The 26,061-nt window shown below is 38.9% G+C and carries 25 protein-coding genes and 3 pseudogenes; 5 read left to right on the forward strand and 23 right to left on the reverse strand.

The features are described 5' to 3' along the window. Nucleotides 1–712: 712 nt before the first annotated feature. A complete protein-coding gene (locus HMPREF9182_RS02745) occupies nucleotides 713–1,039 on the forward strand; it encodes a hypothetical protein (protein ID WP_009754480.1) in 327 nt (108 codons plus the stop codon). On the opposite strand, the gene HMPREF9182_RS02750 is transcribed toward HMPREF9182_RS02745, so the two are convergent. Beyond that, nucleotides 1,025–1,285: a hypothetical protein gene (locus HMPREF9182_RS02750; protein ID WP_009754748.1), complete on the reverse strand. Its 261-nt coding sequence runs from the start codon at nucleotides 1,283–1,285 to the stop codon at nucleotides 1,025–1,027. The genes HMPREF9182_RS02745 and HMPREF9182_RS02750 overlap by 15 nt on opposite strands. A 154-nt stretch (nucleotides 1,286–1,439) precedes the next feature. Here HMPREF9182_RS02750 and HMPREF9182_RS02755 point away from each other — a divergent pair, with 154 nt between their 5' ends. Together HMPREF9182_RS02755 and HMPREF9182_RS02760 are read left to right on the forward strand one after the other, a co-directional pair. Continuing rightward, nucleotides 1,440–1,787, forward strand: a complete 348-nt coding sequence (locus HMPREF9182_RS02755) for a helix-turn-helix domain-containing protein (protein ID WP_009443447.1) — start codon at nucleotides 1,440–1,442, stop codon at nucleotides 1,785–1,787. Further along, the gene (locus HMPREF9182_RS02760; protein WP_009443335.1) at nucleotides 1,784–2,656 is read left to right on the forward strand and encodes an ImmA/IrrE family metallo-endopeptidase; all 873 of its coding nucleotides are present in this window, start codon (nucleotides 1,784–1,786) and stop codon (nucleotides 2,654–2,656) included. Before HMPREF9182_RS02755 ends, HMPREF9182_RS02760 begins: the two co-directional genes overlap by 4 nt. On the opposite strand, the gene HMPREF9182_RS02765 is transcribed toward HMPREF9182_RS02760, so the two are convergent. The 3 genes from HMPREF9182_RS02765 to HMPREF9182_RS02775 all read right to left on the reverse strand — a co-directional run bounded on the left by HMPREF9182_RS02765 (nucleotide 2,653) and on the right by HMPREF9182_RS02775 (nucleotide 6,194). Next, nucleotides 2,653–3,024, reverse strand: coding sequence for an LptM family lipoprotein (locus HMPREF9182_RS02765; protein WP_009754981.1), 372 nt, complete (start codon nucleotides 3,022–3,024; stop codon nucleotides 2,653–2,655). The two genes, HMPREF9182_RS02760 and HMPREF9182_RS02765, sit on opposite strands and share 4 nt — an antisense overlap. A 379-nt stretch (nucleotides 3,025–3,403) precedes the next feature. Then, nucleotides 3,404–5,143, reverse strand: a complete 1,740-nt coding sequence (locus HMPREF9182_RS02770) for an ATP-binding protein (RefSeq protein WP_009443200.1) — start codon at nucleotides 5,141–5,143, stop codon at nucleotides 3,404–3,406. Then, a complete protein-coding gene (locus HMPREF9182_RS02775; RefSeq protein ID WP_037602952.1) occupies nucleotides 5,127–6,194 on the reverse strand; it encodes a DNA cytosine methyltransferase in 1,068 nt (355 codons plus the stop codon). The genes HMPREF9182_RS02770 and HMPREF9182_RS02775 overlap by 17 nt, the downstream gene beginning before the upstream one ends. A 454-nt stretch (nucleotides 6,195–6,648) precedes the next feature. Here HMPREF9182_RS02775 and HMPREF9182_RS02780 point away from each other — a divergent pair, with 454 nt between their 5' ends. Then, nucleotides 6,649–6,939: a DUF3270 family protein gene (locus tag HMPREF9182_RS02780; RefSeq protein ID WP_009443522.1), complete on the forward strand. Its 291-nt coding sequence runs from the start codon at nucleotides 6,649–6,651 to the stop codon at nucleotides 6,937–6,939. Nucleotides 6,940–7,152: 213 nt separating this feature from the next. On the opposite strand, the gene HMPREF9182_RS02785 is transcribed toward HMPREF9182_RS02780, so the two are convergent. The 12 genes and pseudogenes from HMPREF9182_RS02785 to HMPREF9182_RS02840 all read right to left on the reverse strand — a co-directional run bounded on the left by HMPREF9182_RS02785 (nucleotide 7,153) and on the right by HMPREF9182_RS02840 (nucleotide 17,520). Further along, nucleotides 7,153–7,596, reverse strand: coding sequence for a YtxH domain-containing protein (locus tag HMPREF9182_RS02785; RefSeq protein ID WP_009754715.1), 444 nt, complete (start codon nucleotides 7,594–7,596; stop codon nucleotides 7,153–7,155). A gap of 21 nt (nucleotides 7,597–7,617) precedes the next feature. Further along, nucleotides 7,618–8,001, reverse strand: a complete 384-nt coding sequence (locus HMPREF9182_RS02790; RefSeq protein ID WP_009754543.1) for a DUF948 domain-containing protein — start codon at nucleotides 7,999–8,001, stop codon at nucleotides 7,618–7,620. Then, on the reverse strand, nucleotides 7,994–8,800 hold the full coding sequence (gene lgt / locus HMPREF9182_RS02795; RefSeq protein WP_009754947.1) for a prolipoprotein diacylglyceryl transferase: 807 nt from the start codon (nucleotides 8,798–8,800) through the stop codon (nucleotides 7,994–7,996). Before lgt ends, HMPREF9182_RS02790 begins: the two co-directional genes overlap by 8 nt. Then, entirely contained in the window at nucleotides 8,793–9,728 is a 936-nt protein-coding gene (hprK, locus tag HMPREF9182_RS02800) for an HPr(Ser) kinase/phosphatase (protein ID WP_009443945.1), read from the reverse strand. Before hprK ends, lgt begins: the two co-directional genes overlap by 8 nt. A 119-nt stretch (nucleotides 9,729–9,847) precedes the next feature. Then, nucleotides 9,848–10,348 carry an NUDIX hydrolase gene (locus HMPREF9182_RS02805; RefSeq protein ID WP_037602609.1) on the reverse strand — a complete coding sequence of 167 codons (501 nt, stop codon included), beginning with the start codon at nucleotides 10,346–10,348 and terminating at the stop codon, nucleotides 9,848–9,850. A 22-nt stretch (nucleotides 10,349–10,370) separates the two neighbouring features. Continuing rightward, nucleotides 10,371–10,643, reverse strand: coding sequence for a PspC domain-containing protein (locus tag HMPREF9182_RS02810; protein WP_009443091.1), 273 nt, complete (start codon nucleotides 10,641–10,643; stop codon nucleotides 10,371–10,373). Nucleotides 10,644–11,035: 392 nt separating this feature from the next. Continuing rightward, complete coding sequence (locus HMPREF9182_RS02815; protein ID WP_009754992.1) at nucleotides 11,036–11,539, reverse strand: methylated-DNA--[protein]-cysteine S-methyltransferase; 504 nt, start codon at nucleotides 11,537–11,539, stop codon at nucleotides 11,036–11,038. A 35-nt stretch (nucleotides 11,540–11,574) separates the two neighbouring features. Further along, nucleotides 11,575–12,409, reverse strand: a pseudogene (locus HMPREF9182_RS02820) (VOC family protein). Between the two features lie 234 nt (nucleotides 12,410–12,643). Continuing rightward, a pseudogene (locus HMPREF9182_RS02825) lies at nucleotides 12,644–13,095 on the reverse strand (Rrf2 family transcriptional regulator). A gap of 55 nt (nucleotides 13,096–13,150) precedes the next feature. Further along, nucleotides 13,151–13,999, reverse strand: a complete 849-nt coding sequence (locus HMPREF9182_RS02830) for a metallophosphoesterase family protein (RefSeq protein WP_009754340.1) — start codon at nucleotides 13,997–13,999, stop codon at nucleotides 13,151–13,153. A gap of 94 nt (nucleotides 14,000–14,093) precedes the next feature. Continuing rightward, nucleotides 14,094–16,817, reverse strand: coding sequence for an FtsX-like permease family protein (locus tag HMPREF9182_RS02835; protein ID WP_009443258.1), 2,724 nt, complete (start codon nucleotides 16,815–16,817; stop codon nucleotides 14,094–14,096). Between the two features lies 1 nt (nucleotide 16,818). Then, nucleotides 16,819–17,520 carry an ABC transporter ATP-binding protein gene (locus HMPREF9182_RS02840; RefSeq protein ID WP_009754968.1) on the reverse strand — a complete coding sequence of 234 codons (702 nt, stop codon included), beginning with the start codon at nucleotides 17,518–17,520 and terminating at the stop codon, nucleotides 16,819–16,821. A 143-nt stretch (nucleotides 17,521–17,663) separates the two neighbouring features. Between HMPREF9182_RS02840 and HMPREF9182_RS02845 the strand changes: the two are divergent. After that, a pseudogene (locus tag HMPREF9182_RS02845) lies at nucleotides 17,664–18,223 on the forward strand (TetR/AcrR family transcriptional regulator). A 60-nt stretch (nucleotides 18,224–18,283) separates the two neighbouring features. Here HMPREF9182_RS02845 and tehB read toward each other — a convergent pair. The 7 genes from tehB to HMPREF9182_RS02875 all read right to left on the reverse strand — a co-directional run bounded on the left by tehB (nucleotide 18,284) and on the right by HMPREF9182_RS02875 (nucleotide 26,052). Further along, the gene (gene tehB, locus HMPREF9182_RS02850; RefSeq protein ID WP_009443209.1) at nucleotides 18,284–19,144 is read right to left on the reverse strand and encodes an SAM-dependent methyltransferase TehB; all 861 of its coding nucleotides are present in this window, start codon (nucleotides 19,142–19,144) and stop codon (nucleotides 18,284–18,286) included. A gap of 315 nt (nucleotides 19,145–19,459) precedes the next feature. Next, nucleotides 19,460–21,187: a C69 family dipeptidase gene (locus HMPREF9182_RS02855; RefSeq protein ID WP_009754221.1), complete on the reverse strand. Its 1,728-nt coding sequence runs from the start codon at nucleotides 21,185–21,187 to the stop codon at nucleotides 19,460–19,462. A 389-nt stretch (nucleotides 21,188–21,576) separates the two neighbouring features. Further along, nucleotides 21,577–22,044, reverse strand: a complete 468-nt coding sequence (smpB, locus tag HMPREF9182_RS02860) for an SsrA-binding protein SmpB (RefSeq protein WP_002894882.1) — start codon at nucleotides 22,042–22,044, stop codon at nucleotides 21,577–21,579. Further along, nucleotides 22,007–24,355 carry a ribonuclease R gene (gene rnr, locus HMPREF9182_RS02865; protein WP_009754454.1) on the reverse strand — a complete coding sequence of 783 codons (2,349 nt, stop codon included), beginning with the start codon at nucleotides 24,353–24,355 and terminating at the stop codon, nucleotides 22,007–22,009. Before rnr ends, smpB begins: the two co-directional genes overlap by 38 nt. Before the next feature lie 82 nt (nucleotides 24,356–24,437). After that, nucleotides 24,438–24,671, reverse strand: a complete 234-nt coding sequence (gene secG / locus HMPREF9182_RS02870) for a preprotein translocase subunit SecG (RefSeq protein WP_009443503.1) — start codon at nucleotides 24,669–24,671, stop codon at nucleotides 24,438–24,440. 42 nt (nucleotides 24,672–24,713) lie between these two features. Continuing rightward, nucleotides 24,714–24,863 (reverse strand): 50S ribosomal protein L33, encoded by a 150-nt coding sequence (rpmG, locus tag HMPREF9182_RS09845; protein WP_008809064.1) that lies wholly within the window; start codon nucleotides 24,861–24,863, stop codon nucleotides 24,714–24,716. Next, nucleotides 24,853–26,052: a multidrug efflux MFS transporter gene (locus tag HMPREF9182_RS02875; protein ID WP_176605755.1), complete on the reverse strand. Its 1,200-nt coding sequence runs from the start codon at nucleotides 26,050–26,052 to the stop codon at nucleotides 24,853–24,855. The genes rpmG and HMPREF9182_RS02875 overlap by 11 nt, the downstream gene beginning before the upstream one ends. Nucleotides 26,053–26,061: the final 9 nt, after the last annotated feature.

The raw sequence follows: 26,061 nt of genomic DNA on the forward strand, positions 1-26,061 counted from the left end.
GTTTTCCATAACCTCCTTAAAAAGTAACCTGAAAGCAACTTTGAATAGTTTTGACTTTTCAGAGTTATCTTTAACAAGGAGGCGCAATTATGGATAAACATTTTATCAATAAAGTCAAAGAGTTTCTTTTAGAAGCTTTACGACTTTTTGCTAAAGCAGTTATCAATCAAATAGTGAAAACTATTTTTGAAAATCTGTTTTAAAAACAGAAGCGCAACTGTTAAAATTGGGTTTCGTCCTGAACAGGTGAGCTTTTTTATTTTGCTTCTAAAAAGATGATGTCTTAGACTTCAATAAATCTATATACTTCTGAATCAGTTATTCTACTGAAACAGCACCTATTATCTTCTAACTTTCTACCGAGGCGAAACTCATTTGACAAAAGTTAAAAGATAATATATAATTAAAGTTGCTACACTTTGGGTGCGTTTACAGTCTGAATTTTTTAGATTGCAGACGTACTTTTTATTTAGTTGTCAAGGTACAGAAACCATAAAAAGAAAGGCAATTAAATAAATTGAAAATTTTCGAAATCGTCTTAACAGCTATCATTACTCATCTTATTAAATTGGGTATTGACGCTATTATAAAGAAAATATCCAAAAATTAATCATCATTCTTTTTTTAAAACTGATAAAGCTTTTTTCTCTTTATCAATAGATATATTAAAACATCTTTAATATATCTAGTCATAAGGAGAAAGGGATATTATATGAATCAACAAGAACTTGAAAAATATATCAGAGATAATATTGATACCATTAGTATTGAACCAGAAGAACTCTTACAGAAAGGTTTTTCTTTAAGAAAACTCCAGTTAACTGAAGAGCCTCTAAAACTTTTCTATGAAAATGTTAAACGTTTTATGCTAAACGAATTAATTGATGAAGAAATCATTTATAAAGACTATCTCCCAATTTTCAATTCTATTAGTAAAGAAATAAGAGGTTCTCTCCAGGATCAAGAAGAAGCTACATTTAATAGAAAGTTCACTGCCTTAAAAGAAGAAACAATTGATTTCGTTTTAAATGTTTTGTAAATCTTCTACTTTTAAATCTTCACCAAATGCATCTTTTAGAATATCTCTACTGAGATCATCTAATTGCTTCATATGTTCTTTTACAAGTGCATTGTATCGCTCTTGATATTCTGCTGGAAATCCTGATACAAAGGAATCAAAATCAACGTTTAACATGCCGCGTTCTACCATATCACGAAAACCAGGAGTCAAGTCCTTACGTTTGACTAAGAAGAAAACCAACTGAATAGCTTTTAATTTATCCATTTTTCTGTCCTGCCCCTTCCTTTTTCTTATTTATTACAATCATTTAATCCAAAAAAACAATCAACTGATTACATTTAATATTATACAATCAATTGATTACTTTGTCAATACTTTTTTAAAATTTTTAAAATATTTTTTGAAAGGCTTAACTACAATGTTTACAGAACGCCTCAAATCACTACGTAAAGAAGCTGGTCTTACACAGAAAGATATTGCACTTCATTTCAAAACTAGTCCTCAAAGCTATGCTCAATGGGAAAAAGGACTTAGAAGTCCTTCTAAAGAAAGCCTAGAAAAATTAGCTAATTTTTTCAATGTTTCAACCGACTATCTTTTAGGAAATTCTGACATCAAGAACCCAGAGGACGAATTATCAAATGTTGAGATCCTTTTTCGTAAGACCTCAAAAAATATGACTTCTGAACAAAAAGAAGTCTTTCAGAGAGAACTACTGGAGTTTATGGAAATCAGAAGGAAAGCTTTTGAGGAAGACAAAAAGTGACCAATACCTATTTCAAAGTTTGGGAAATCGTTAGAAAAGAACTCTACCACTTTATCAAACTCCACAACATTTCAAAAGTGAACTATACTTTTGAACCGTATTTCAATTACATTACCAAGAAATACAAGATAAAAATATTGCCTCATCATTTTTCAGACGAGGCAATTTTAGGTCTGACTTTAATTGACAGATTAGGAATCTCTTTCTCTTATGAAATTACCAGCATTCCTGCTAGGCAGAATTTTACTAAATGCCATGAATTAGGTCATCTAGTTTTACAACATTCAGGAACAGTCTTTTCAGAAAATAAAAACAATAAAGATTGGCAAGAAATAGAATCAAACTATTTTGCTTCTTTCATTCTAATGCCAGATATTGTCTTACTATCCAAAATCGTCTATCAAAAAAGATCTTTTCAGGACTTAACAAAAGAACTGAAGGTATCTACACTAGCCCTAGAAAGACGACTAGTAGAATTATTATATTTTCAAGGTAATCTCTCTAAAATCCAAGCACACGAGATAACAAAATCCTATATTACTCAAAAACCAAAAGCACTAATTGAAACTATAATAAACCTAAAAGAAAAAATTATCTATGATTACGAATCTATAAAAGTTGATGATATTGATAAACTTAAAGAATATATCAAAGAAAAGCATTTCATTACTCAACTAGATATTCCGTCTCTAATTGATATAGAATTTCAAAAAACTATCAGAAAACTTCCTGACATCGAAATCAATACTTATTACAATCAAAGTTGCTTAGTGATTTATGTTTGGAATCCTCAAAAACTAACACCAGAAGAGAGCCTACGAAAAGCAAAAATTATTCATTACGAATTAAAACAAAAAAGGACTAGCTAGTCCTTTTTATCATGTCCATACTTTTTCAAAGCTTCTTTGTAAGCCTTAGAGCCTTCTTTATAATAAGTATAACTATAAGAAGCTTTAAAATTCAATTCTCCATCTTCACTCAAAGTATAATTGACGGTATGTTTATCTCCCCAATTTCCTTGATAAGTAAATTGTTTCTTCTCCGTATCAACTTCTGTAATAGTAAGGCCACTATCTGCTTTCCATTCTCCCGCTCCGTTTTCTACAGTCATCATCAATTCATTGGTATAATCATTTATCCAATAATACTTACCATCAAGGCTATTTTTATTACCACAAGCGGCTAAGAGAAACAAACCAAAAATTGCTATTACTAGCGACAAAAATTTCTTTTTCATAAAATACCTCACTACTGTTCTGTATGAATATTGTAACACAAATAGCATAAAAAATAAATTATTCTCGCAATCCAAGAAGATAATCTACACTAACATTAAGTATAGCACTAACCTTCTCATCATTATTTTACAAAATAAAATATATCAAATCATATTTGATATACTTTACTTTATAAAAATTGTGAACAAACTCGTAATAAAATATACTAAAACAATTTTTAATCTACTTTATTTTTAATACTCCAAGGACGCTTTAACTTAAATTCCTCTTGAGTTAATATTTCTCCACCTAAAGATTTAAAATAATCCTTATTCTCCTCTTTAGTATGACAATCTTTTTGGAATAATTTACATGCATGTTCTAACATTTCATGCAAAGTTAAAAACCAACATCTGTACAAAATACGTCTTCTTTATCTAATATGACTTCTGCAAATCTCTTATCAATGTCCAAAGGTTGTGTAGGAAAATTAGTTCCCGCTTTCACTACACCATGATCCGTTTGTACAATCCATCCAGCACCAACTTCATGCATCACTCCTGGACTAGCGCAAGAATTATCAGAATAAATATAAACAACAAAAATAGGCTTTTTAGAATATGTTTGAATAAAAAAATCTCTTAAATAATCATAAATGCCAACACCATAAGGAACAGAAGAAGCTACATCACCACTATTTGTATAAATAATTTCTTTAGGCTCAAAACCATTAAATTGTAATAAAGAGTATATTATATCATTTAACTTTGCATCATCTTGTGTATGGCTCAACAAAATTTTCTTACTATCTTTATCAACCGAAATTTTCTTTATACCCATATCAGTCAGAACTTCATTAATTACTCTATGAAGATCTCCTTTCTGCTCCACTACAGTACTAATGGCTGTTATTCCTTTTTCTACAGATTCCTCTAAAGCTCTTTCCTCTTTCTTTCTCCTCTCTTTCTTGCTTTTTTCCTGTCCTTCTTTTTTTAATGTAAGAGCTTTCTGTTTTAATTGTAAAACATCACTCAACGACTTCCTTGCTATTTCTAAAAAAGTAGTATAACGAATATCATCAACTTTATACCCTTGCCTGTTGCTAAGTGCCATATCAGGTAAACTTGTCTCCTCAAATTCATCTACATAAAATTGACCTACAACATACACCTCGTACAATCGATTAGCACCAATCTGCTGTAAAATATTGAATTGGCCTAATTTCTCATGTGAATATATTGCCAAAAAATTATCTGGAAAATCAAAATTTTTATCTGCTTTTAATCCTCTCGTACTACTATAAGTTCCAATCCAGCCTTTAACTTGTAATTCTCTTTTCTCTTCTTCACCATTCTTATTTTTTATAATATATTTTTTAGTTTGAACTTCTTTCTTTTTATAATTTTTCTTTGCATATTTACTTGAATTCTTTCTAAAATAATCCTCTATATTAGAAAAATCTTTTCCATAAATAATTAATGAATCCAAAGTTTGTCCCATCGATGAAACAAAATTATCAATCTCTACTTTTTCATCTTCTCTCCATACATGAATAACAAAATCTTTTCCTACATTCGGAAAAAATTTTACAATATTTCTTTTAAAAGTGGCCAACTGCTTAGGTAATTCAAATTCTGGAGATAACATTTCAACTCTCGTACCACCATCTTTAATATGTTTAAATGTAATTTGATTATCCAATAATGGGACTAACTTATCATTTTTCGGTACCGTCCTTGATAAAATAAAACCTGACACATCATTATCTAATTTTGATTTTGTCATTACGTTTACTCTATCTGAAATAGCTAACGCAGCCAATTTACCAATTCCTTTACGTCCCATTTTAGGACGTTTCAATTGCTTACTTGTAGAATCATCATCAGTATTACGAGTAGATTTAGCAACAGATAAGTATACATTTATATCTCCTTCATCATAAGACATCCCATTTCCATCATCCTCTACACTAATACTATTGTCTGTAATATCAATCCAAACATTTTGAGCATCCGCATCATAACTATTAGCAATTAACTCTGCTAAAACATAATAAATATTTGAATACAAACTTGGGCCCAATAATTCTAAAATCTCTGGACTTATTTTAATTGGATATTCTTTACGCTCTTTGGTCATAATTTAAACCTTTCAAATGATTCTGAATACTCTCACCAATAACTTCACCTAACTTAGGCGGAACTGCATTTCCAATTTGTAACGCCACTTGGTTAAGAGAATAGTTACTACCTAATTCAGGATTCGAAAATTGATAATCCATCGGAAACGTTTGTAATAGAGCTCCTTCACGTAAACTCAATGCTCTATTCTGTTCTGGATGTCCAAAACGTCCATTTCCAATACCTGGAAATTGTGTGGTGATTGTACTAGAAGGTTTATCCCACTCTAATCGACCATAAACAGAACTATAGCTTTTACCTGTATCTTTCTTATACGCTTCTAATAACAATTCTTCATCCCAATCTTTCCAAGTTCCTCCTGGTTTTGACTGTTTAATCCGTTTCATATTTAATGGAGATAATTTTCTACTTCGATGAAGAGGATCCTTCAAATTCGTTTCACCTGCAGATAATTCAGGTAATTTACCAATAGCTTGACGCAATGTGGGATAATGATCTTTATCGTATTTTGCTTTCTCTAATTTAATTTTTCCAAGCTTTGAAGCTAGTAACAATAAACGTTTTCTATTTTGCGGAACACCATAGTCTGGAGCATACACAATTTTATAATCAACTTCGTAATGATTTTTTTTTAGAATTTCTAAAAATTTTTCAAAAACTGGCTCTTTAGTCATTTGAGGAACATTTTCCATAGATACTATATCTGGTTGAACAAACTCAATTTGCCGCCCAAAATAATCTAGCAAATCCATCTTATTTAATCTATTTTCACTATTCTTATATCGATGACTGTAAGCAGAAAATGGTTGACATGGAGCGCAACCCATCAAAACTTTTACATCAGTATCTTTTGGATATAACTGAGTAATCTCATACTCTCCTATAGCTCTAACATCTTTTAAAATAAATTTGGCTTTATTATTATATTCGTACGCGAATTGACTTTTCTCATCAATGTCATAACCAGCAACAACATTAATTCCTGCACGTTGAATACCACAAGTTAAACCGCCAACCCCACAAAACAAGTCAATTGCCTGTATATTCAAAGTCATTTATTACATCCTTTCTTATACTAATGAAACTTTTCCCAAACATAATGTAAAAATACCTCACCATATTATACAATATTTCAATCTATTTGTTGATTATATTTTTATATATACAAAATAAAATATACCAAATCATATTTGATATACTTTACTTTATAAACATTGACTAAAAATATGACATGCTTGGTTATTTTTTGGTTAATTTTTTAAAATTTTATAATTTACAGTCCATAGATAGCTATAGATTAATAACAACATTTTTATTATTGTATAGGTTTATTATAACATACTTTTAACTTTCTTTAATATTTATTTAAAAGAAACTTTATCTGCTGAAATTCTATACTTTATTTTCATATTGAAAAGTATTTTTATTGTTTTTGTAATCTTTTTGTAATAAAGGCCTTGATAAATCGTGATACAATATTTAAGTACTACTAGGAGAGAGAATATGGCACTTAGAGATTATCAACGATATCAAGAGGATTATGTCTATCAGGAGCTCCCTGACGAACAGCTCCCTCTTTATCAAGAATACATTCCAGAATCTGATGTTGCTCCAAAATTGAGCGAGCTACTTTTCTTTTTCAATATCGCAACATTTTGCGTATTGACTGCTATTTTCAGTTTTGTATTTCTATCATTTAAATTGAATACCTTTATCGCCATTGCACTGGCGCTTACCTTAAGTTTTGCTACTATTCAGCTCTACCGCTTTATCAGTAAGAAAAAATCAAAATAAACGACAGACTTGCTTCTATACTTGAGCAAGTTTTTTTATTGCTATCTTTAAGAATTGATAATAAAAGCAACAGATTTTTACTCCTCTCCAAACTATATTTTAGAGTATGATTTGACTATCTCCAAAAATAAAAAGAGCTGAATTGTACTGTCCCCCAAAAGTTAGACAGAAAAATCTAACTTTTTGAGGTCAGTACAAATTTAAACAGCTCTTTTAGTTTTCTTTCAATTCGATCACGATGTCCTCTGAATGAGGTTTTTCATTCGTCAAAGCATACGATTTTTCTTTAATAGAAGAAACCAAATCTGAAGTAGTCAAGTTTTCTTCTTGAAGTTTTTCTTTGATAGCCTGAAATTTATCCTGCGAGTAGTCAATCACTTCTTTTGTTGTTTCTTTTACAGAAGTTAAGATGGTTTCTCTTGTGATTTCACCATTATTGACTTTGTCTCGTACTTGTGACACCGTTTCTACCGCTTGGTCTTTCAAGTCTACTGCAGAATGGATGACTTGTTCTTTAAATTCCTCTGGATTTTCCTGTACTTCTTTGATAAAATCATTGACTCTAGCAGTCACTTCTTTTCCTTTTTTACTGCTAAGGAAAACTGCTGCTGCAGCTCCAGACACCACTCCCAATACAATCGATGAAAATTTCCCCATAAGAGACCTTCTTTCTAATAATTATTTGTTGAATAATTTTGTAAATAGACGTAAAGCAGATAATCCTGCGCCTGCAGTCACTGTGCTTTTTCCTGCTGCTGCAGCTTTTTTACTAAAACTTCGAGCAGAATCATTCAGATCTGAAACAGACACTGATAAATCAGCTACTGCTGTAAAGAGCGGATCAATCGTTTCCATCTTGCCATTGATATCGTCTGCTAAAACATTGACCTTAGCTAGTAGCTCGTTGGTTTGGTACAAGGTGACATTGACATCGGTAGTGAGCACTTTGATCGTCTTTTCAGTTTCATCTACTACATTGCTAATTTTTCTCACCAATAAAATAGAATATACAATCAGTGCAATCAGAGCAACTGCCACTAAACTAAATGAAATTTCAAGCATGTTTTTCCTCCGTTTTTATAGTGTGATAATAAGGGGTCCCATTTTTTCTGTGCTGATAAATCACTAAGGCAATACCAAGGATAATCAAGATAGCTGATAACCATTGAGAAACTCTCAATCCCATAAAGTATAAGCTATCTGTCCGCATCCCTTCAATAATCATACGACCACAGCCATACCATATAAGGTAAAATGCTGTAATGTCTCCTCGTCTGAGGAAGTTGGGTCTTCTTCTCAAAAATAAAATCAGAATGAAACCAAGTAAATTCCAAGAAGACTCATACAAGAAAGTAGGCTGGCGATAAGCACCATCAATGTACATTTGCTGTCGAATAAAATCCGGCAAATAATTCAGACTTTTGACAGTTGCGCCATATGCTTCTTGGTTGATAAAATTTCCCCAGCGTCCAATACTTTGCGCAATCATAACGCCAGGCGCAGCAATGTCCAAAAAATCTAAGGTATTGATCAGCTTTCTCTTTGAAAAGAAATAAAGAACAAGGGCACCTGTAATCAGTCCTCCATAGATGGCTAAACCACCATGCCAAACAGTGAATATTTCAACCAAAGGTTGCTTTGAATAATAAGACCACTCAAATATGACATAATAGAAACGTGCTCCAATAATGGCAAGCGGAAAAGCAATCAGGATGAAGTCAATAATATCATCGGGAATGATTTTCTTTCGAGGCGCTTCTTTCATTGCTAAATAAACTGCTAGTACCAGACCTGATAAAATAAAGATAGCGTACCATCGAATACTGAATGGCCCAATTTGAAAGGCGATTGGATTAATCATGCTTCACCTCATTTTGACTGATTAGATTTGTTAAGCGCTCTTGAAAAATCTTAGTTGCATCAAATCCCATTTCCTTGGCACGATAGTTCATAGCAGCTGCTTCAATGACAACAGAGATGTTACGCCCTGTTTTAACAGGAATACGAATTCGTGGGATCCGTACACCAGCCAGTTCTAGCTCATCTGAAGCATTTCCAAGGCGATCAAAGGTTTTATTAACATCATAATTTTCTAAATAAACCGCAATTTGTACTTGCGATGAGTCTTTCACAGCACTTGCGCCGTAAAGGCTCATCACATCAATAATCCCGACACCACGGATCTCAAGCAAGTGGCGTAAAATCTCAGCTGGCTCCCCCCAGAGAGTCATTTCATCTTTAGCAAAAATATCCACACGGTCATCTGCGACCAGACGATGGCCACGTTTTACTAGCTCAAGACCTGTTTCGCTTTTACCAATACCGCTATCTCCTTGAATGAGAACACCCATGCCATAGATGTCCATCAGAACGCCATGGACACTGGTTCGCTCTGCCAATCGTGAATCTAAGTAACTAGAAATTTCCCCTGATAATCTACTTGTCGCTGTATGGCTACGAAGAAGGGCAATCTTTTTTTCTTCTGCAGCTTGCAACATTTCGTCAGGAATCTCCAAATCTCTTGCAATGATAACGACTGGTGTTTCTGGCTGAAACATTTTCCGCAATACTTGATAGCGATTGTGGCTTGTCATCTTCATCAAGTAAGACCATTCTTTCATTCCAATTAACTGGATACGCTCTGGTGTGTAATAATCAAAATAACCTGTCATCTCTAATCCAGGACGTGAAATGTCAGATGTAGTAATGTCTTTATCTAGTAGATCTTCACTACCGTAAATCAGTTGCAATCTTACTTTTTGCAAGAGATCTTTGACCTTGACAGACATAAGCTTCCCCCTTTTGAATATTTCTTTTTCTATTATAGCAAATTTTTCCTTCAATAGAGAGATTCACCGTTCTTTTTGAAAAAGAAAAGATAACAGTTTGACCGATTTGGTTTTACCTGTTATCCATTCTTTTTCAGTAATTTGATTAAACATTTCTTTTGATGGTTAAAAAGCGGGTGCTCCTCACAAAAATTGCTTAAATCTGCTGGGGTGACCCACATATGGGCATCCGTCTCACCCGCTTGATAGGTGATTGATTCCTTATCACCTATCACTTGCGCTTCATAGTAATCAAATAGACATTGATCTTCATATGAAATATTTTGTTCCACTAGTTGTATGTGATTAGGAATTAATCCTGTTTCCTCATGTAGTTCACGAAGGGCTGCATTGAGGCTGTTTTCACCAGCCAAGACACTTCCTCCTGCTCCAAATTCAAAGTAGTTGGGATAGAGTTCTTTTTGACTACTTCGCTTCATAACAAGAATGTCTCCATCTTCGTGTCGTACAAATACATGCACACATAGATGATATTGTCCCGATGGAATCACTTGCCCCCTAATCAAATGGTGGCCTAATTGTTCTCTTTTTTCATTGTAAGCATCCCAGAGTTCCATCATATCATCGTATTCCTCTCTATCATCACCAGAAAAGGTCAGACTTTTCGTCAATCGGCTCAGCATCTTTGCGTTTTCTTGGCCCCATGCCATACATCTCTGCTTCTAGATCTTCTTTGTAAGGAAGCAACACTGACAGAGCTATATAAATAAGAATCCCTAAACCAAAAGCTGCAATGGTAAAAAGGATATATAAAAAACGAATCAGGCTTAGATCAAATTTGAATCTATCAGCTAAACCCGCTAGAACGCCTGTTAATAGCCGATTCCTTTTCGTTTTATAAAAAGTCACTTTCATATATCTGCCTCGCTTTCTTTAGATAATATTATTTTAACATTTCCAAAGAAAAATACATCAGCCTAAAGGCCGATTCCATGTAATGTTCCTAAATGCTTCGTTTTTGAGATACTTTTACAACTTCAACAAACTCATTTCGTAAAACAACTAAAATAATATTGCATTTAGACGATCTAGCTGTTTTGCAATTTCTTATTTTGCTAGCAAGATAAATGGAGAAAATTATCAACATTTTCGTATTTTTAACAGCATACGAAGAATGGAATAAAAAATTTTCATGATTCCCCTTAATGACTTACTACTCCAATCTTCAGTCAAATATCTTACTGGAGGTATTTGAATCAGTAGATCCAAGCATAGATGAAGATTTTCCAATGACTAAGCAGAAAGTCCTACTGCAATCCTTGTCTCGTTTCAAGTTTCAGTAGGAAGGCTTTCTTGTCAAGACCGCCAGCATAACCGGTCAGTTTGCCGTCGCTTCCGACAATCCGATGACAAGGAATCAGAAGGGAAATAGGATTATGACCAATGGCACCACCGACTGCTCTAGCCGAGCCAATCTTACCGTACTCGGCTTGTAATTCTCGTAGAATGTCTGAATAGGTAGCCGTTTGCCCATAGGGAATCTTCTGCAGTACTGTCAGAACCTTACTTCTAAACTCAGTCACTTGAGGTGCAAGCGGTATCTCATCTATAGCGGGATTTTCTCCCTTAAAATAAGCATCTAGCCAAGTAGAGACGCGTCGGCTAACTGCTGTCTCCCCCTCCTGCGCTTGCTCCAAATCATAGCCTGCCCCATAATATTTCTGTCCTTCCAGCCACAGCCCCAGCAGGGCAGTTGTATCTGTCAAGATGAGAATCCGTCCGATTGGGGATATATAATAAGTCTTGTACATATTTTTTCTTTCTTCTAGCTTATTGATATACCTTATTATACCACTCTTGTCTTAACTTTTGTCACAATCCCATCTGGGTCTGTAACTTCTAGCTCTTGGGAGCTAATCCATCGGACTGGTGCCTGCAAGTCCATAGCATTTTCATAAATAGCTACTAGGTCTTCTTTTCCTTCCACTTGCGCCTCAAAATAGGCTAGTCCCAGTTGCTTGGGTTGGCGATGATTCAAGTGAGAACCTCCCCATTCATTAACCGCTAAATGATGATGATAGTTTCCGGATGCCAGCCAGCTAGCAGAAGGTACAGAAAATTTGTCCTCCAAGCCTAGAAGCTTTTGGTAAAAATGACTGGCAGCTCTGCTATTTTTCACAGACAGATGGACATGGCCCATACGAGCGCCTTCAGCAATACTAAATGGTTGGACTTCCTGACCCAGTTCATAGATTTCTTGAGCCGCGAGCGCTTCTGTCACTCCGATAATACGGACATCTTCTCGAATATCCCAATCATCCTGAGGTTTATCCCGATAAAGCTCAATGCCATTGCCTTCTGGATCCTCCAGATAAATGGCTTCACTATAACCGTGGTCCGCCCCTCCAATCATAGGAACTTTATTTTCAGATAAATGCTTCAGGATATCTGCCAAGGCTTGACGGCTTGGAAGCAAAAGTGCCAGATGATAAAGACCGTAAGCCGACTTAACGGACTGTCGGTCACTGGTCGCTAAGAGCCTCACCAGCACTTGTCCGTCCCTGCTCTTCTAAAAGTTCCAGTCCTAAAACGCGCTGATAAAAATCCTTTTGTCTTGCTAGGTCAGCTACATAAAGTGCCACCTCTCCTAGATAAATCTTGCTTTCATATTCAAAAGTCATGTTTTTTCTCCTCTCTTTAAATCCAATCGAAGATACAGCAGTCCGCCTGCTCAATCTTTCTTTTTATTTCCTCAAAGATGAAATACGTTCCTTGATATGGTTTTCCACATCTCCATTTGTTCCGAAGAATTATTCGAGTTGTAATTGTTTTAATTACACCTATTAGTATAGCACATCTTAATGTAACGTCAATCATTACATCTCGAAATATTATTAACCAAAAAAACAATCTGCTCACTGGGAGACAGATTGTTCTTTAATTTCTTTTTCGGTTGCTGCGACAACTTCGTCAAGGCTGGTCTGAGCCAATTCAGCTTCCATAGCTGCCTGAATAGCTGCCAAGCGGTCGTCTAAGACATTGTGAATGTTCTTGCCGATAGGACAGTCTGGATTGGGCTTGTCATGAAAGCTAAAGAGCTGGCCGCTCTTGCCCAGACACTCAACCGCGCTATAGACATCCAACAGGCTAATGTCTTTCAAATCTTTGGCAATATCTGCTCCTCCAGTCCCACGAGCAACGGTAATCATCCCGGCATTCTTGAGCTGGGACAGGGTCTTGCGAATAATAACTGGGTTGACGCCAACACTGCCGGCAAGAATATCACTTGTCAGTTTTTGTTTTTCCCCTCCAAAGCCAGTACAATCAGCATATGAGTGGCAATGGTAAAACGGCTAGAAATCTGCATTTTTCTCCTCCCTCATCATTTTCTCTCACTATTATATCTCAAAAATGGTGTAACTTCAAGAGTTACAACTGGACTTTAAGAAAGCTGCAATCTCATCTGCATAGCCTTCCCGCTCACTGATTTCTCGCAGCAGGTCGTGGTTATGGGTATGGTGGATACCATTGACCAAGCTCTCCCGATAAATCTCATAGTAAGGCAAGTGGAGCTCCCGAGCCAATCTCAGCTCCTGCTCCACATCATAGGCCACGCGCCGAAGGTCAACATCAGCCAGACCTGTCTCATCAATCTCTAAAATGGCATACTGGGCTCGCAAGTCCTGACGCAAAGCCGAATCTAGAAAGAATGGCTGACCAATAGAGCCGGGATTGATAATCAGCTGGCCCTTAGTCCCGTAGCGGAGAAACTGCTGGTGAATATGACCATAAACAGCGACAGCACAGTCATTCCCTTCAAAAAGACGGTCAAAATCGCTCTGCTCGCCAATATGAATCAGCTCCCGCCCCCAATTCTTATCTGGTAAATGGTGGCTAACCGCAATCTTCAATCCCTCTACTTCTGTCAAGATTTGCAAAGGAAGTTCCTGCATACGGTCAATCTCTTCAGGACGGATTTCCTCTAGGACAAAATGGCAGAGCCGGGTCAGATAGAGATGACTAGGACGAGCCAAATCCAGCTTTTGGTGCAGGGCGTGCCAGAGACTGTCTTCCCAATTCCCCCTGACCTGGAGGCTGACGGGCAGCTGCTCCATTCTATCTAAAATATTTCTGCGACCGGTTCCTGGCAGGAGCAAGTCTCCCAAAAACCAATAGTCTGTCACCTGCTGGCTTTCCGCATCCGCCAGTACTGCTTCCAAGGCTGTGCTATTCCCATGCACATCAGATAATAAGGCAATTTTTCGTGTCATCGTGTGTCTTTCTCTTTCTTTACAAGGAATATTATATCAAAGTTCAAAAAAACTTCCACCCATCAAGTGAGTGAAAGTTTTGAAGGCTTTTTTATCAATCAACGGACTTGAGTGCTTCCAGCATATCCACCCGTCTGAGGCGGTAGTTGACAAAGAAGCCAAGTAAGGTCAGAATAAGAGTCACTGCTGTTAGAGGAAACAGATAGACGGAGAGACTTACTTGAGGGTTTAAGCTGACAATGCTAGGCGCAACCTTCTCAATCAAAAAACGATGCAGGAAGAAACCGCCTAGAAGCCCAACTGCCATCCCAATTACTGACAGAATAATGGTCTCTCGATAGATATAGAGGGTCACTTCCTTATTATGGAAGCCCAGAACCTTGATGGTGGAGAGCTCGCGAATCCGCTCCGCTACATTGATATTGGTTAGATTATAGAGAATGACGACTGCTAGAAGAACGGAGATCACCACCAAAATAAGCATCGTAGTATTGAGAGAATCCGCTAAAATATTGAACTGCACAACCATGCTGGCATTTTGAGAAACACTCTTGACAGTCTTGAGGCTCATAAATTCATTGGCCTTGTCCACAATATTTTTACTAGAAGAGTCCTTGAGCCGCACTAGATAAGTATTTTTATCGGGCTTTTCCCCGTAAATCTTCTGGTAGTCAGCCTCCTTCATAAAGGCAAAATGCCCAAAGTAATTCTCATTGACTGCTGCAAGCTTGACAGACTTGCCACCCAACTCTATACTACCACCGGGGCTAACTCCAGCTATACGGGCAAATTTATCAGAAACAACCACACCATCCTTGAGAGTCAGCTTTTGCTGGTTATCAGGGGCTTCCATATAAATAAAAGGTTCAAAATTTTCCTTGTCCGTAACCATTAAAGTGACTGTTTCTGTTTCTTTTCTTCCTTTGTATTTCTCTGTTAGGGTTTCACTGTGGATTTCCTGATAGGCAGCAATCGAGCCATCTGCCAGCATCTTTTTCAGCTTGTCTTGCTCAGCTTGATTCTCCCTAGGATTGACAGCGACAATCAAGTCGTAGCGCAGAATCTCCTCAAACTGGCGTTTGGGAATACCACCAACAGAAGATTGGAGTCCTAGACCAGCAAAGAGCAGGGCAACAGAACCCGCCACACCAAAGATGGTCATGAGCATTCGCTGCTTATAGCGAAAAATATTGCGAGCTGTGACTTTCTGAGTAAAGCTAAGACGTCGCCAGATAAGGGACAATCTTTCCAAAAAGATCTTGGAGCCCTTGACCGGTGGCTTGGGCAAAAGCAAGTGGGCTGCTTCTTCCGTCAGCTCCCGTCTCGCCACCAAATAGGCAGGGAGAACACTGGATAGAAGGGAAAGTCCCAGGGCCAGTAAACTATAGGAAACATAAAAATATGCATGAGGGGCAGAAAGCACCATCCTTCTGGTAATAATAGAAGAAATCACACCTGACAAGAAATAATGTCCCAACAGAATTCCTATGAGGGTACCTAGACTCCCCGCCACCAAACCGTAAAGCGCAAACTTGCGAATGATATCTCGGCTATGATAGCCTAGAGCCTTAAAGACACCTGCATTTGTTCGCTCTTCATCGACAAAGCGAGTCATGGTGGTAAAGGTCACCATCGCTGCCACCAGATAGAGCACCACCGGGAAGATATCACCAATCGACGCAATACTATTCATGGAGTTTGTATACATCTGATAGCCATTCCCACCTGGCAGGGACTTGCGGTCATAGCTATGATAAGTTGGCTCTTTCAAACGAATCATGTCTGCCTTAGCCTCGGCTAGCTTGTCCTTGCTAGCTGATAAGTCTTTTTCTGCCTGTGCGAGGTCTGCTTTTTTCTGATTAAGCTGGGACTCAGCTTCCTGAATCTGCTGCCTGCTCTGATTGAGTTGATCGGGAGCTAGGATAGAAGTGGCTTGAGCTACTTCTAGCTGGCTTTTTTGCTGGTCTAGCTGACTCTGAGCTTGCTCTAATTGTTTTTTCCCTTGGCTTAACCCACTCTCAGCTTGACCAATCTTATCTTCACCCTCTTGAATCGAGCTTTTAACGTCTGCCTCTAATCGCTTAAACCGGGCAGCTCCATTATCCGCTAGGCTCTTGTCCAAAGCTGTCTGGTGTTGCTCCAAACGCTCCTGATAGCTTGCTGAAAAAGGAGCCAGCTTTTCTAAATCATAATAGCGCAGGCGGGCAATACTGTAAACATCTGTATCAAAGGCCTTGGGGCTGACTACAGCATAGGCTGATAAAGCACCGCTTCCACTAGTCGCATTGCCCAAATTTCTATCAGACCAGAGCTCTGCCGAGTTGACAAAGCCCACGACCTTATAGGTCTTGTTTTTCAGAACTGACCGACTGCCTTCCTTCTCGGTCAGATCAATCTCCTGACCAAGCTTGTATTTTTTAGACCAAAAGCTAGCTAAGGCAATTTCTTGCTCATTCTTGGGAAGACGGCCTGAGGTCACTTGAAAGTTTGAAATATCCTTGGTATCCGAGAATACTCGGAGAGCCTCTTCGTCCACGGTGACATCTGTCAGATAGCCAAACTCGACATCGGCTCCCTTTATAGCTTCCAGCTCTTTCTGATCTTCCGAATCCAAACCATAATCCGCCATAACAGCCAAGTCCATGGTTCGCTGCTCTTTCAGATAATCTGCTGCTGTTCTGCGCATATTGGATGGAGCTACTTTAAGCCCCACAAGAGCTAAAGAACCCAGCATCATCAAGGTCATAATGGACAGGAAACGTCCTTTAGAACTAGTGAAAGAGCGCAGAATATCCTTCCAATAAATCTTTCTCTTCATATCAATACTCCAATGTACTTATATCCTGAGGCTCTTCATTGACCGTAACACTTTTGACTCTCGCATCGTGCATGCGGATAACCCGGTCAGCAATGGGAGCCAAGGCAGCATTGTGGGTCACGATAATCACCGTCGCCCCTTGATTGCGGGACATGTCCTGTAAGATTTGCAGCACTTGCTTACCGGTATTGTAGTCCAGAGCTCCCGTCGGTTCATCGCAGAGCAAAATCTTGGGATTCTTTGCCACCGCCCGAGCGATGGACACCCGCTGCTGTTCTCCTCCTGATAGCTGAGCAGGAAAGTTATTGAGGCGCTTTTCTAGACCAACAGCGGTCAGAGCGTCCACTGGATCTTGAGCGTCCTTGACAATTTCAGAAGCTAATTCCACATTTTCCTTGGCCGTCAGGTTGGGCACCAGATTGTAAAACTGAAAGACAAAGCCCACGTCATTGCGGCGATAGTCCGTCAGCTGGTGGGAATTGTAGTCAGCAATATTCTGGCCGTCTATCAGGATGTCTCCTTCATCATTGGTATCCATACCGCCAAGGATATTGAGCACTGTAGACTTACCGGCACCAGAAGCACCCAGGGTAATGACTAGTTCCCCCTTTTCAATCTCAAAAGAAATATCGTGATTGGCGATTATTTCCGTATCCCCCATCTGATAACGTTTAAAGCTATGTTTCATTTCAATATAAGCCATATCGCTTCTCTCCTTTTCAAACCTCATCTCCTTAAATCGACAAGGTGTTGATTCTAAATCACAGATATTATATAATGAGCTTAGATAAAAAGCAATAATCAAAAATCAACAAAGTGTTGATTTAATCAAAAAGGGAAGAAAAAATGATCCAGAAACGAAAAACTAGCACTAAGGAAGATATCAAGGAAGCCTTGATTCAGCTGCTTTCAGAAGAAAAATTCGAGAACATCTCCATCAGCAAGCTCTGCAAGCGGGCTGGAATCAACCGAGGCACCTTCTATCTCCACTACGAAGACAAGTTCCAGATGATTAACAGCATCAAAAGAGATATTGTTTCCCAACTTAATAGTTTTTTTTTGAAGAGGAAAGAGAATCTCCCCAAAAGTTAATGACAGCAAAATTTCATATACTGCGCGCTAATGAACGTCTGATCAACGCCCTGACCAAAAGCCATTATATTGACTTTCGGGAGGCTATCCGGGAGTACATAACCAGTATCATCCTGAGTGATAAGCAAAAGGCTGCTACTCAGCATTTTTTGGAGGAGAACTTTCACATTCCTCAGAAATACGCTTTGGAAATCTTCCTATCCAGCATCGAGGGAGTTATTTCCCTCTGGATAGCTGGAGGTGCAAAGGAAGAGCCCGAAGAAATCACTGATATGATTTTAAGAACTTACAACCATGACTATTGGAAGAAGTAAATGCTCTAAGAATAAGAAAAGCCAAGGAATTATTGAGTTTCACTCTTCCTTGGTTTTTTCTTATTTTTTCCGAGCGAGCATCGTCGAAAATTGAAGTTCAATACGATGACCATTTTCATCGACCTTATGAAGCTTACCGAGATTCTCATTATATTTAATGAGCTCCCAGTCTTTATAATAGTTGCGCAATTCTCCTTCTTTAAACGTAAAAGAGAAAGGCATAGAACACGGATGGCTCTCCGTATCCATCGCACAAACTATAAGGTTGTAACCACCTTGATTCGTCTGTTCCTGCATATTTTGAATGATAGCAGGCACCTGCTCACGATTTAAAAACATAAAAACGACAGTCGATACGATAAAATCATATGTTTGAGTCAGGTTGGCAGAGTTAATGTCATAACTACCAGACAAGATATTTAAATCTTCAGCTTCTATGATGGAAGCTAGAGTCTCTAAAGATAAAGGATTGATGTCCACCGCCGTCACATCAAAGCCTAACTGATCTAAAAAGAGAGCATTTCGTCCTTGACCACATCCCAAATCAAGAGCTTTTCCTGGCTTTACAATGTCTGAAGCTTCCAATACTTCTGAATGTACGGGGGTTAATCCATATTTTTTCGCATAGTAATCCTTAGGCTGGCAATAAAATTCTAAATACCATTCAAGGTCATCCGTTAAGGCTTCAACACGATGCCAAGCTTGTGGCTGCGCAAAAGGATTATCCTGACCAGCTTTAAAAATATGCTCAGCTACTTCTTCTCCATCTTCAGTCATTTCGATAAACTTCAGTTCCCCTGTCAGAACCGTAATCTTCCCCCAAGTACCCACTTTTGTGTTGTGCTTTCTCTGAACAGCCTCTGGCATCGTATCAACCGTCCAGATGGGCATGCGTTTATACATGACTAAATCTTGTTTCATGAATTTCTCCTCTAGTAATCGAATTGTCACTTTTATCATATCGAAAAATACATTTCTTGACAAGGAAAAATTTATATAGTCTATGAACTAAATATCTATTTATAAAATTATAAAAGAAAAGAGGCTGGGACAAAAGTCCTAGCCTCTCAATTGTCTTTGGATCGTCGAGCAAGACGCAGTGGTTGAGTGGGCTCTACTACGCTGATTTCATCAGCTTTTACAGCCCTACTCAACTGTGCGGAGGTGGGACGGCGAAATCGAATTCTAATGAATTACCGATTTCTGTCCCACTCTCTTCTTGGCGGCTAAACCATGTTATTCTTCACCCTTAGGACGAACTTGTTTAAAGCCAAGATAGATCAACACTAATACAACAATTCCTCCTACAAGATACCATACGGTTTGATTAGAGTTTGCTTTCTTTGCTTCAGTATTTTCTTTCTTGGTTTCTTTGCTATCCTTGTTTTCTGAATTTTTCTTTTCTGCATCTGCTAAGAGATTAGCTTTATTATAACCAGTGTAAACAAGGTCAGCATCTTCGCCTTTTTCTTTCTTAATCTTTTCTTCCATCTCAGCTTCGATTGCTTTGATTTCTTTGAAAACTTTTTCTGAACGTTCCAAGGCTTCTTTTGTTACTTCTGGACCAGCAGCTTTAGCTTGTTCATCTGTGTAGCCTGCATATTTTGCATCACGCTCTACCTGTTCTTTATCCCATTCGGCTTCTTTTGCTTTCCATTTTTCTTGGATACTGTTTCCAAAGATTTCTGGATATTTCATAACCATTTGGTCAATATGCCATACTGACCAGTACCAAGATTTACCGTCGTATTTAGTTGAACGATTTTGGAAGGCTTCATAAGTATTTTCTACATTACCGTAAAACGGCACATATGGAGTATTGCGGCTTTGAGCCAGACCAAGCCACATGACACCACCAAAGGCAGTTGGTAAGTTCGGCTTGATTTGATACACATGGGCATCAATAACGTTTTCGTTACCTAAAGCGTATTTATAAACCTTTTCGTCTTTCTTCTTACCAACTTCAACTAAGTCATCTGCTTTGTATTCTGGCAAGTGTTCAAAGCGATTTCTTTGTTCACCGATGACATCATGAACAGTGTATTTCTTATTAGGATCAGTCGGTTCACGCAGGAGATCAAAAGATTCATCATCATAATTCACCTTAGCTTGCGGATCCATCCATTTGATACCAGCATATGTCCGTGAACGATTACGTTCCATATATTTATCTGGTCCATAAGATTTAGCAATCAAGAAGTTGCCATCTTTATCAGTCTTATAGTTATCAGCTTTCTTAGCAACAGATTCCACGTCTTTAGAAGCGATAACATTTTCTTTGTCATTCAGATTTACATGACCAAGATAGTAAGTATTTGCAAAGACAGCATATTTATTACTTGGGAATTTGATGGCTACATATTGATGACCAGACAAGATTTCCATGTACCACAGTTCGTTCTTATCAGCAGCAACGATGATATTTCCTTCAGCAGAACCTTTTTCGTCTAAGACTTTGGCAACTGTTTCGATAACTTCGCGCGCTGTTTTTGCCCGAGGTAAAGCAAGGTCAACTAATGACGCTTCTGGAAGGCCATCTTTTACAAGTGGGTCTGCTTTTAAGACTTTATCATTTGGCGTTGCTGATACGGTTGCTGTCATGGATACGCCAACTTCGTTAAAGCCATGTGCAGCGAAGTTACCATTACTTCCATTACCACGATCAGAGTCATAAACAGCAGTATATTTCATTTCGTTCGCCAAATGCGGATAAGTAAAGCCATTTGACTCATCTTCTATCTTATCACCATCTTTATAAGTCTTTGCTGGCACAACAACATAGTTTTGATTGTGCCGGCCACCATCAGGAGCATAAGGATAGTCTTCTGTCCGACCGAATAATGTCGATCCATCTGCTGTTAAATCCTTACCAACAATAAAAGCAGAACAAGCTTGTGCCACATGAACGGGCAAAAGAGCAACTAACATCACAAGAAACATTAGTTTGAGCAATATTTTTTTCATAGTCTATCTCCTTTTGACTATATACGGGGCTGGAATCAACTCCCAGTCTAAGTAGTATAAACTGTAATACCAAAACATTCCACCTTAAGTATACTACTTTAAAATATATTTGCAAGCGGTTACAAAGCTTTGGGTGCAAATGTTTGTTTTTTCTACCTTATTTTGATTTAAAAGTTAAATTATGTGTGATTTAGCTAAAGCAAATAAAGAAAAGAGAGTGGGACAGAAATCGGTAATTCGTTAGAATTCGATTTCGTCGTCCCACCTCCGCACAGTTGAGTAGGGCTGTAAAAGCTGATGAAATCAGCGTAGTAGAGCCCACTCAACCACTGCGTCTTGCTCGACAATCCAAAGACAATTGAGAGGCTAGGACTTTTGTCCCAGCCTCTTCATCTTGTATTAAAGTTCTTCATCTGTCTTGCAATGTCACGGTTTTGCTCGCGGCGTTTGATGGACTCGCGTTTGTCATAGTCGTGCTTTCCTTTGGCTAAGCCCAGGAGGAGCTTGGCATAGCCATCCTTGAGATAGACCTTGAGAGGCACCAGCGTCATACCAGTTCCCTTGGTCTCCTGCTCCAGCTTTTGGATCTGCTTCTTATGTAGCAAGAGCTTTCTGCGTCGCTCAGGCTCTTGGTTCCAGATATTGCCCTCTTCATAAGGCGCGATATGGACATTGCTGAGCCAGGCCTCGCCGTTCTTAATCTGAGCAAAGCCGTCTTTGAGATTGATGCGAGCAGCACGGACGCTCTTGATTTCCGTCCCTGTCAGCACCATGCCAGCCTCAATGGTATCTACGATGGTATAGTCGTGTCTGGCCTTCTTATTTTGCGCGACGACTTTTCCTTCTCCCTTTGCCATGCTTGGCTCCTTTCTTGACTAGTTCCTTGTAAAATGCCTTCTGGCTCTTTTCTTTCTTGGACTTCTTATCTTTCTTATCTCTGTAGCCTTTTTCTTTGGAAGAATGGCTGCGCTTGTCATCTTCACGGCATCTCTTTCTGTCTGACTTACCTCTGCCATTCTTGCTAGCCTTTTCTATCAGGTCAAATTCACTAGGCAGATATTCAAATTCAATCTCGCCCGTAGCCTTATCCGCTCGGACCAGCTTGATGCGAATTTGCTGACCGACCTTAAAGACCACGCCGGACTTTTCTCCTTGCAGAGTCATCGTCCGCTCATTGTAGCTGTAAAACTCTGGCAGGTTGGTGACATGAATCAAGCCTTCGACCGTATTGGGCAGCTCGACAAAGAGTCCAAACTTTACCACGCTTGAGACCACGCCGTTAAACTCTTCTCCAACAAATTCTTCCATGTACTCAGCCTTCTTCATGGCTTCGACTTCACGCTCTGCCTCGATAGCCCGACGCTCTCGGCTGGAAGACTGACTGGCAATCTCTGGAATCACTTGCTCAAAATGCTCTGCTATTTCTTTAGATTTGCCATAGTCCCTCACCATCCGGTGAACCAGAAGGTCCGGATAGCGGCGAATCGGACTGGTGAAATGCGTATAAAACTCCGCTGCCAGACCATAGTGGCCGTGATTGTGCTCAGAGTAGCGAGCCTGTTGCATGGAGCGCAGAAGCATCATGGATAGAACATCCTCATAAGGCTGATCCTTGACCGCCTCCATAATCTCCTGTAAAGCCTGCTGACTCATAGAGCTAGCCGTCCCGTATATCCGAATCCCAAAGCTAGAGGCGTAGTCGATAAACTTCTGCACCTTCTCCGCCTTAGGCTCCTCGTGGATCCGATAGATGAAGGGCAGATTTAGCTTAGCAAAATGCTCAGCCACCGTCTCATTGGCCACCAACATAAAGGACTCAATCATGCGCTCGGCAATCCCACGCTGACGCAAAACAATATCCACTGGGCGTCCTTCCTTGTTGACCATGATTTTGGCTTCATTGGTGTCAAAGTTAAGCGCTCCTCGTTTAAAGCGCATGCTTTCCAGTATCTCGTGAAGTCTAACCATGCTGTCAATGCTAGGTACAATAGCCTTGAACTGCTCAGCTTTTTCCTGATCTCCTGCGATGATGTCGTTGACATCACTATAAGTCATGCGAAAGGTCGTCTTGATAACTGTCTGGGTAATGCTATGCTTGACCACACGCCCCTTGGCATCTATCTCCATGATCGCCGACTGGGTCAGCCGATCTACATTGGGATTGAGAGAGCAGATACCGTTTGACAGACGCTCTGGCAGCATAGGCACCACACGGTCGGTCACATAGACTGAAGTCGCTCGATTGAGGGCTTCCTTGTCCAGCTCAGAGCCTTCTTTGACATAGTAGGACACATCTGCGATATGGACGCCTAGCTCAAAGTTCCCATTTTTCAGGCGCTTGATATGGACGGCATCGTCCAAGTCCTTTGCATCCGCCCCATCGATGGTGAAAGTAATTTCCTCCCGCAGATCCAAACGCCCTGCCAAATCACGCTCAGTCGGTGCATCTGGAACTCGCTCGGCTTCTTCCAAGACCTTTTCTGGAAAGTCGGAGACAATATCCATCGACTCCAGCACTTCCAGTACATCAATACCTGGATCGTTGACATGACCGACCACATCGACCAGACTCGCCACGAAGAAATCGTGCTTCTTGGTAGGATATTTGTCAATCGCAACCTTGAGTACCTCTGTACCATCCAGAACTAAGGCTGGTTTTTTAACATAAATAGGCTGGCTGATTTTCTGGTTTTTCGAGCGGATATAGCCCGCGTACTTAGGCTTTTCCTCGTCCAGAACCAATTGGCCAACTGCTGACGTCAGGCTGTGCTCCAAAATATCGATAATCTTAGCCTCAGCTGATGTTCCCTTTATACGGTCTGCCACCTTGGTAATGACTACTTCCACTGTATCTCCATCAATGGCATGATTGACATCATTGCGGCCGACAAAGAGGTCATCCTCTTCCTCATTAAGAGTGACAAAGCCAAAGCCATTCTTGTGGGCATGAAAAATCCCCTTGAGCGTCAAACGCTCCTGCTTTTTCTTCTCATAAAGCTCAATCCGCCCCTTGTCATCAAAGCGAATCTGATGCTTTCTTTCCATCTGGGAGATGGTCTTAACCAAGCTACTAAAGTCCTTGGAGGACTCTTTTCCAAAAGCAACCGCCAGCTCATCAACGCTAGCCTGTTCTTTTTCTTTTAAATAATTAATAATTTCTGTTTTCATATTCCATTTCTTTTGTTATTAATTTTATGAATAATCTATTTTTAATTTTAAAAAATAGGCCGAGACAATGTCAGAGCCCATTTTATCTACTAGATAAGATTGTCAAAGCTAAGGCAATCGCTAACCAGAAAAAGATGAGAACACCCGTCAAATTCTGCATAACAGCCTCAAAACCACGCGCCTTAGATCGTTCAAACAAATCCCCGGCACTACTATCAAACACATTACTTGATTGGTTTTTAGTTGGTTGCATAAAAATAGCAATGACAATAATGACTGACAAAATTAATAGAACTGTTAATAATAGATTATACATAAATACAAACTCCTTAAAATCCTATCTATTTTACCATAAAATCTACTTAGATTCAAGGTGTAGAGTTACTTTTCTTTCCTTAGGGCAGTATTTCAACACTTCAATTTTTTCTGGATGATTTTTACTGTTCTTGCTAGTAAGATAGTTCTGGCTTCCACAAGAAGAGCATTTGAGATTTACTTTAACGCGCACTGATTTCTTTCACTCCTAAATATTTTCTAAAACAAATGAACATAACAAAAAAATCTAATAAAACCATAGCTGCAGTTGTATAGAAAACCCAATGATACCCCAGACTAACTGCAATGGTAGACCCCATCAACGGTCCTACAACCCCACCGATATAAAAGAAGGTCTGATTATAGCTAAATATCCGTGAAATACCTTCTTTGGGAGTAATTTTGTTGAGTAATGAGCTAACTCCTGGCAATAAAGCGCCTGTTCCCAAACCAAATAAAAAACGTAGAATCCCTAATTCTATCGGTGTTCTTGCCCAAGCACAGAGAAAGTAAATGACAAAGCTATATAAAAGAGCCATGAGTAATAAACGATGGTTTCCCATTTTATCGCCCAGTTTTCCTAAATGACTAGAAGCTAGAATACTTGAAATCCCCATAGCTGAGACGATTAAGCCTGATATAAACATTAAGTTCTCACTTTGTCCCATGGATCTAATATAAAGCGTCAGTATAGGAGCAATGGATTGCGCTACCATCTGAATAACCATACTTGTTAAAAATAAGCCAAACAAGATTGATTTTTGTGGAATTTTGGCTAACAGTTCTTTGGTGCCTAACTGTTTTTCTTTGCTCATCGGTTGAAAATCCTCTCTGACTCCAAAGATCGTCAACAAAGTAACAAGCGCAAGAAAGAAACCAACTAATAAAAAGACATCCCGCATCCCTAATGTTTGTGCAATAACTCCTCCAAGCAGAGGCCCCATTAAAGTTCCTGCTACCACTCCCGTTGATAATGTACCCAAGGCATAGCCGGAGTATTTCTTCGGCGCTTGACTGGCAATTAATGCTGTACTATTTGGGACATAGCCCGAAAATACACCATTTAAAAGACGTAAAGCAATAAGCCAAAAAATATTTGGCACAAAGGCCATCCCTCCCATAGTAAAAGTCATGGCTAAAGCAGCTCGGATCATCATTGGTTTTCGTCCATACTTATCTGCTAAACTTCCCCAAACTGGCGAGAGAAAGGCAGCTGTCATAGCTGAACTAGATACAGCAATACCTGCATATAAATCAACCATGTGTCCTTTCACACCCAATTCTTCTACAAATAAGGACATAAAAGGAATGACCAAAGAAAGACTTGCACCTACAAAAAAGTTGCCCAGCCAAGCAATCCATAAATTATGCTTCCAATTGATTTGACTTGT

The sequence above is a fragment of the Streptococcus sp. oral taxon 056 str. F0418 genome (assembly GCF_000220065.1).
GTDB lineage: Bacteria > Bacillota > Bacilli > Lactobacillales > Streptococcaceae > Streptococcus.

Coding starts and splice junctions, on each gene's coding strand:
- HMPREF9182_RS02745 (WP_009754480.1), top strand. CDS start 713: ATGAATCAACAAGAACTTGAAAAATATATCAGAGATAATATTGATACC.
- HMPREF9182_RS02750 (WP_009754748.1), bottom strand. CDS start 1,285: ATGGATAAATTAAAAGCTATTCAGTTGGTTTTCTTCTTAGTCAAACGT.
- HMPREF9182_RS02755 (WP_009443447.1), top strand. CDS start 1,440: ATGTTTACAGAACGCCTCAAATCACTACGTAAAGAAGCTGGTCTTACA.
- HMPREF9182_RS02765 (WP_009754981.1), bottom strand. CDS start 3,024: ATGAAAAAGAAATTTTTGTCGCTAGTAATAGCAATTTTTGGTTTGTTT.
- HMPREF9182_RS02770 (WP_009443200.1), bottom strand. CDS start 5,143: ATGACCAAAGAGCGTAAAGAATATCCAATTAAAATAAGTCCAGAGATT.
- HMPREF9182_RS02780 (WP_009443522.1), top strand. CDS start 6,649: ATGGCACTTAGAGATTATCAACGATATCAAGAGGATTATGTCTATCAG.
- HMPREF9182_RS02785 (WP_009754715.1), bottom strand. CDS start 7,596: ATGGGGAAATTTTCATCGATTGTATTGGGAGTGGTGTCTGGAGCTGCA.
- HMPREF9182_RS02790 (WP_009754543.1), bottom strand. CDS start 8,001: ATGCTTGAAATTTCATTTAGTTTAGTGGCAGTTGCTCTGATTGCACTG.
- lgt (WP_009754947.1), bottom strand. CDS start 8,800: ATGATTAATCCAATCGCCTTTCAAATTGGGCCATTCAGTATTCGATGG.
- hprK (WP_009443945.1), bottom strand. CDS start 9,728: ATGTCTGTCAAGGTCAAAGATCTCTTGCAAAAAGTAAGATTGCAACTG.
- HMPREF9182_RS02805 (WP_037602609.1), bottom strand. CDS start 10,348: ATGATGGAACTCTGGGATGCTTACAATGAAAAAAGAGAACAATTAGGC.
- HMPREF9182_RS02810 (WP_009443091.1), bottom strand. CDS start 10,643: ATGAAAGTGACTTTTTATAAAACGAAAAGGAATCGGCTATTAACAGGC.
- HMPREF9182_RS02815 (WP_009754992.1), bottom strand. CDS start 11,539: ATGTACAAGACTTATTATATATCCCCAATCGGACGGATTCTCATCTTG.
- HMPREF9182_RS02830 (WP_009754340.1), bottom strand. CDS start 13,999: ATGACACGAAAAATTGCCTTATTATCTGATGTGCATGGGAATAGCACA.
- HMPREF9182_RS02835 (WP_009443258.1), bottom strand. CDS start 16,817: ATGAAGAGAAAGATTTATTGGAAGGATATTCTGCGCTCTTTCACTAGT.
- HMPREF9182_RS02840 (WP_009754968.1), bottom strand. CDS start 17,520: ATGGCTTATATTGAAATGAAACATAGCTTTAAACGTTATCAGATGGGG.
- tehB (WP_009443209.1), bottom strand. CDS start 19,144: ATGAAACAAGATTTAGTCATGTATAAACGCATGCCCATCTGGACGGTT.
- HMPREF9182_RS02855 (WP_009754221.1), bottom strand. CDS start 21,187: ATGAAAAAAATATTGCTCAAACTAATGTTTCTTGTGATGTTAGTTGCT.
- smpB (WP_002894882.1), bottom strand. CDS start 22,044: ATGGCAAAGGGAGAAGGAAAAGTCGTCGCGCAAAATAAGAAGGCCAGA.
- rnr (WP_009754454.1), bottom strand. CDS start 24,355: ATGAAAACAGAAATTATTAATTATTTAAAAGAAAAAGAACAGGCTAGC.
- secG (WP_009443503.1), bottom strand. CDS start 24,671: ATGTATAATCTATTATTAACAGTTCTATTAATTTTGTCAGTCATTATT.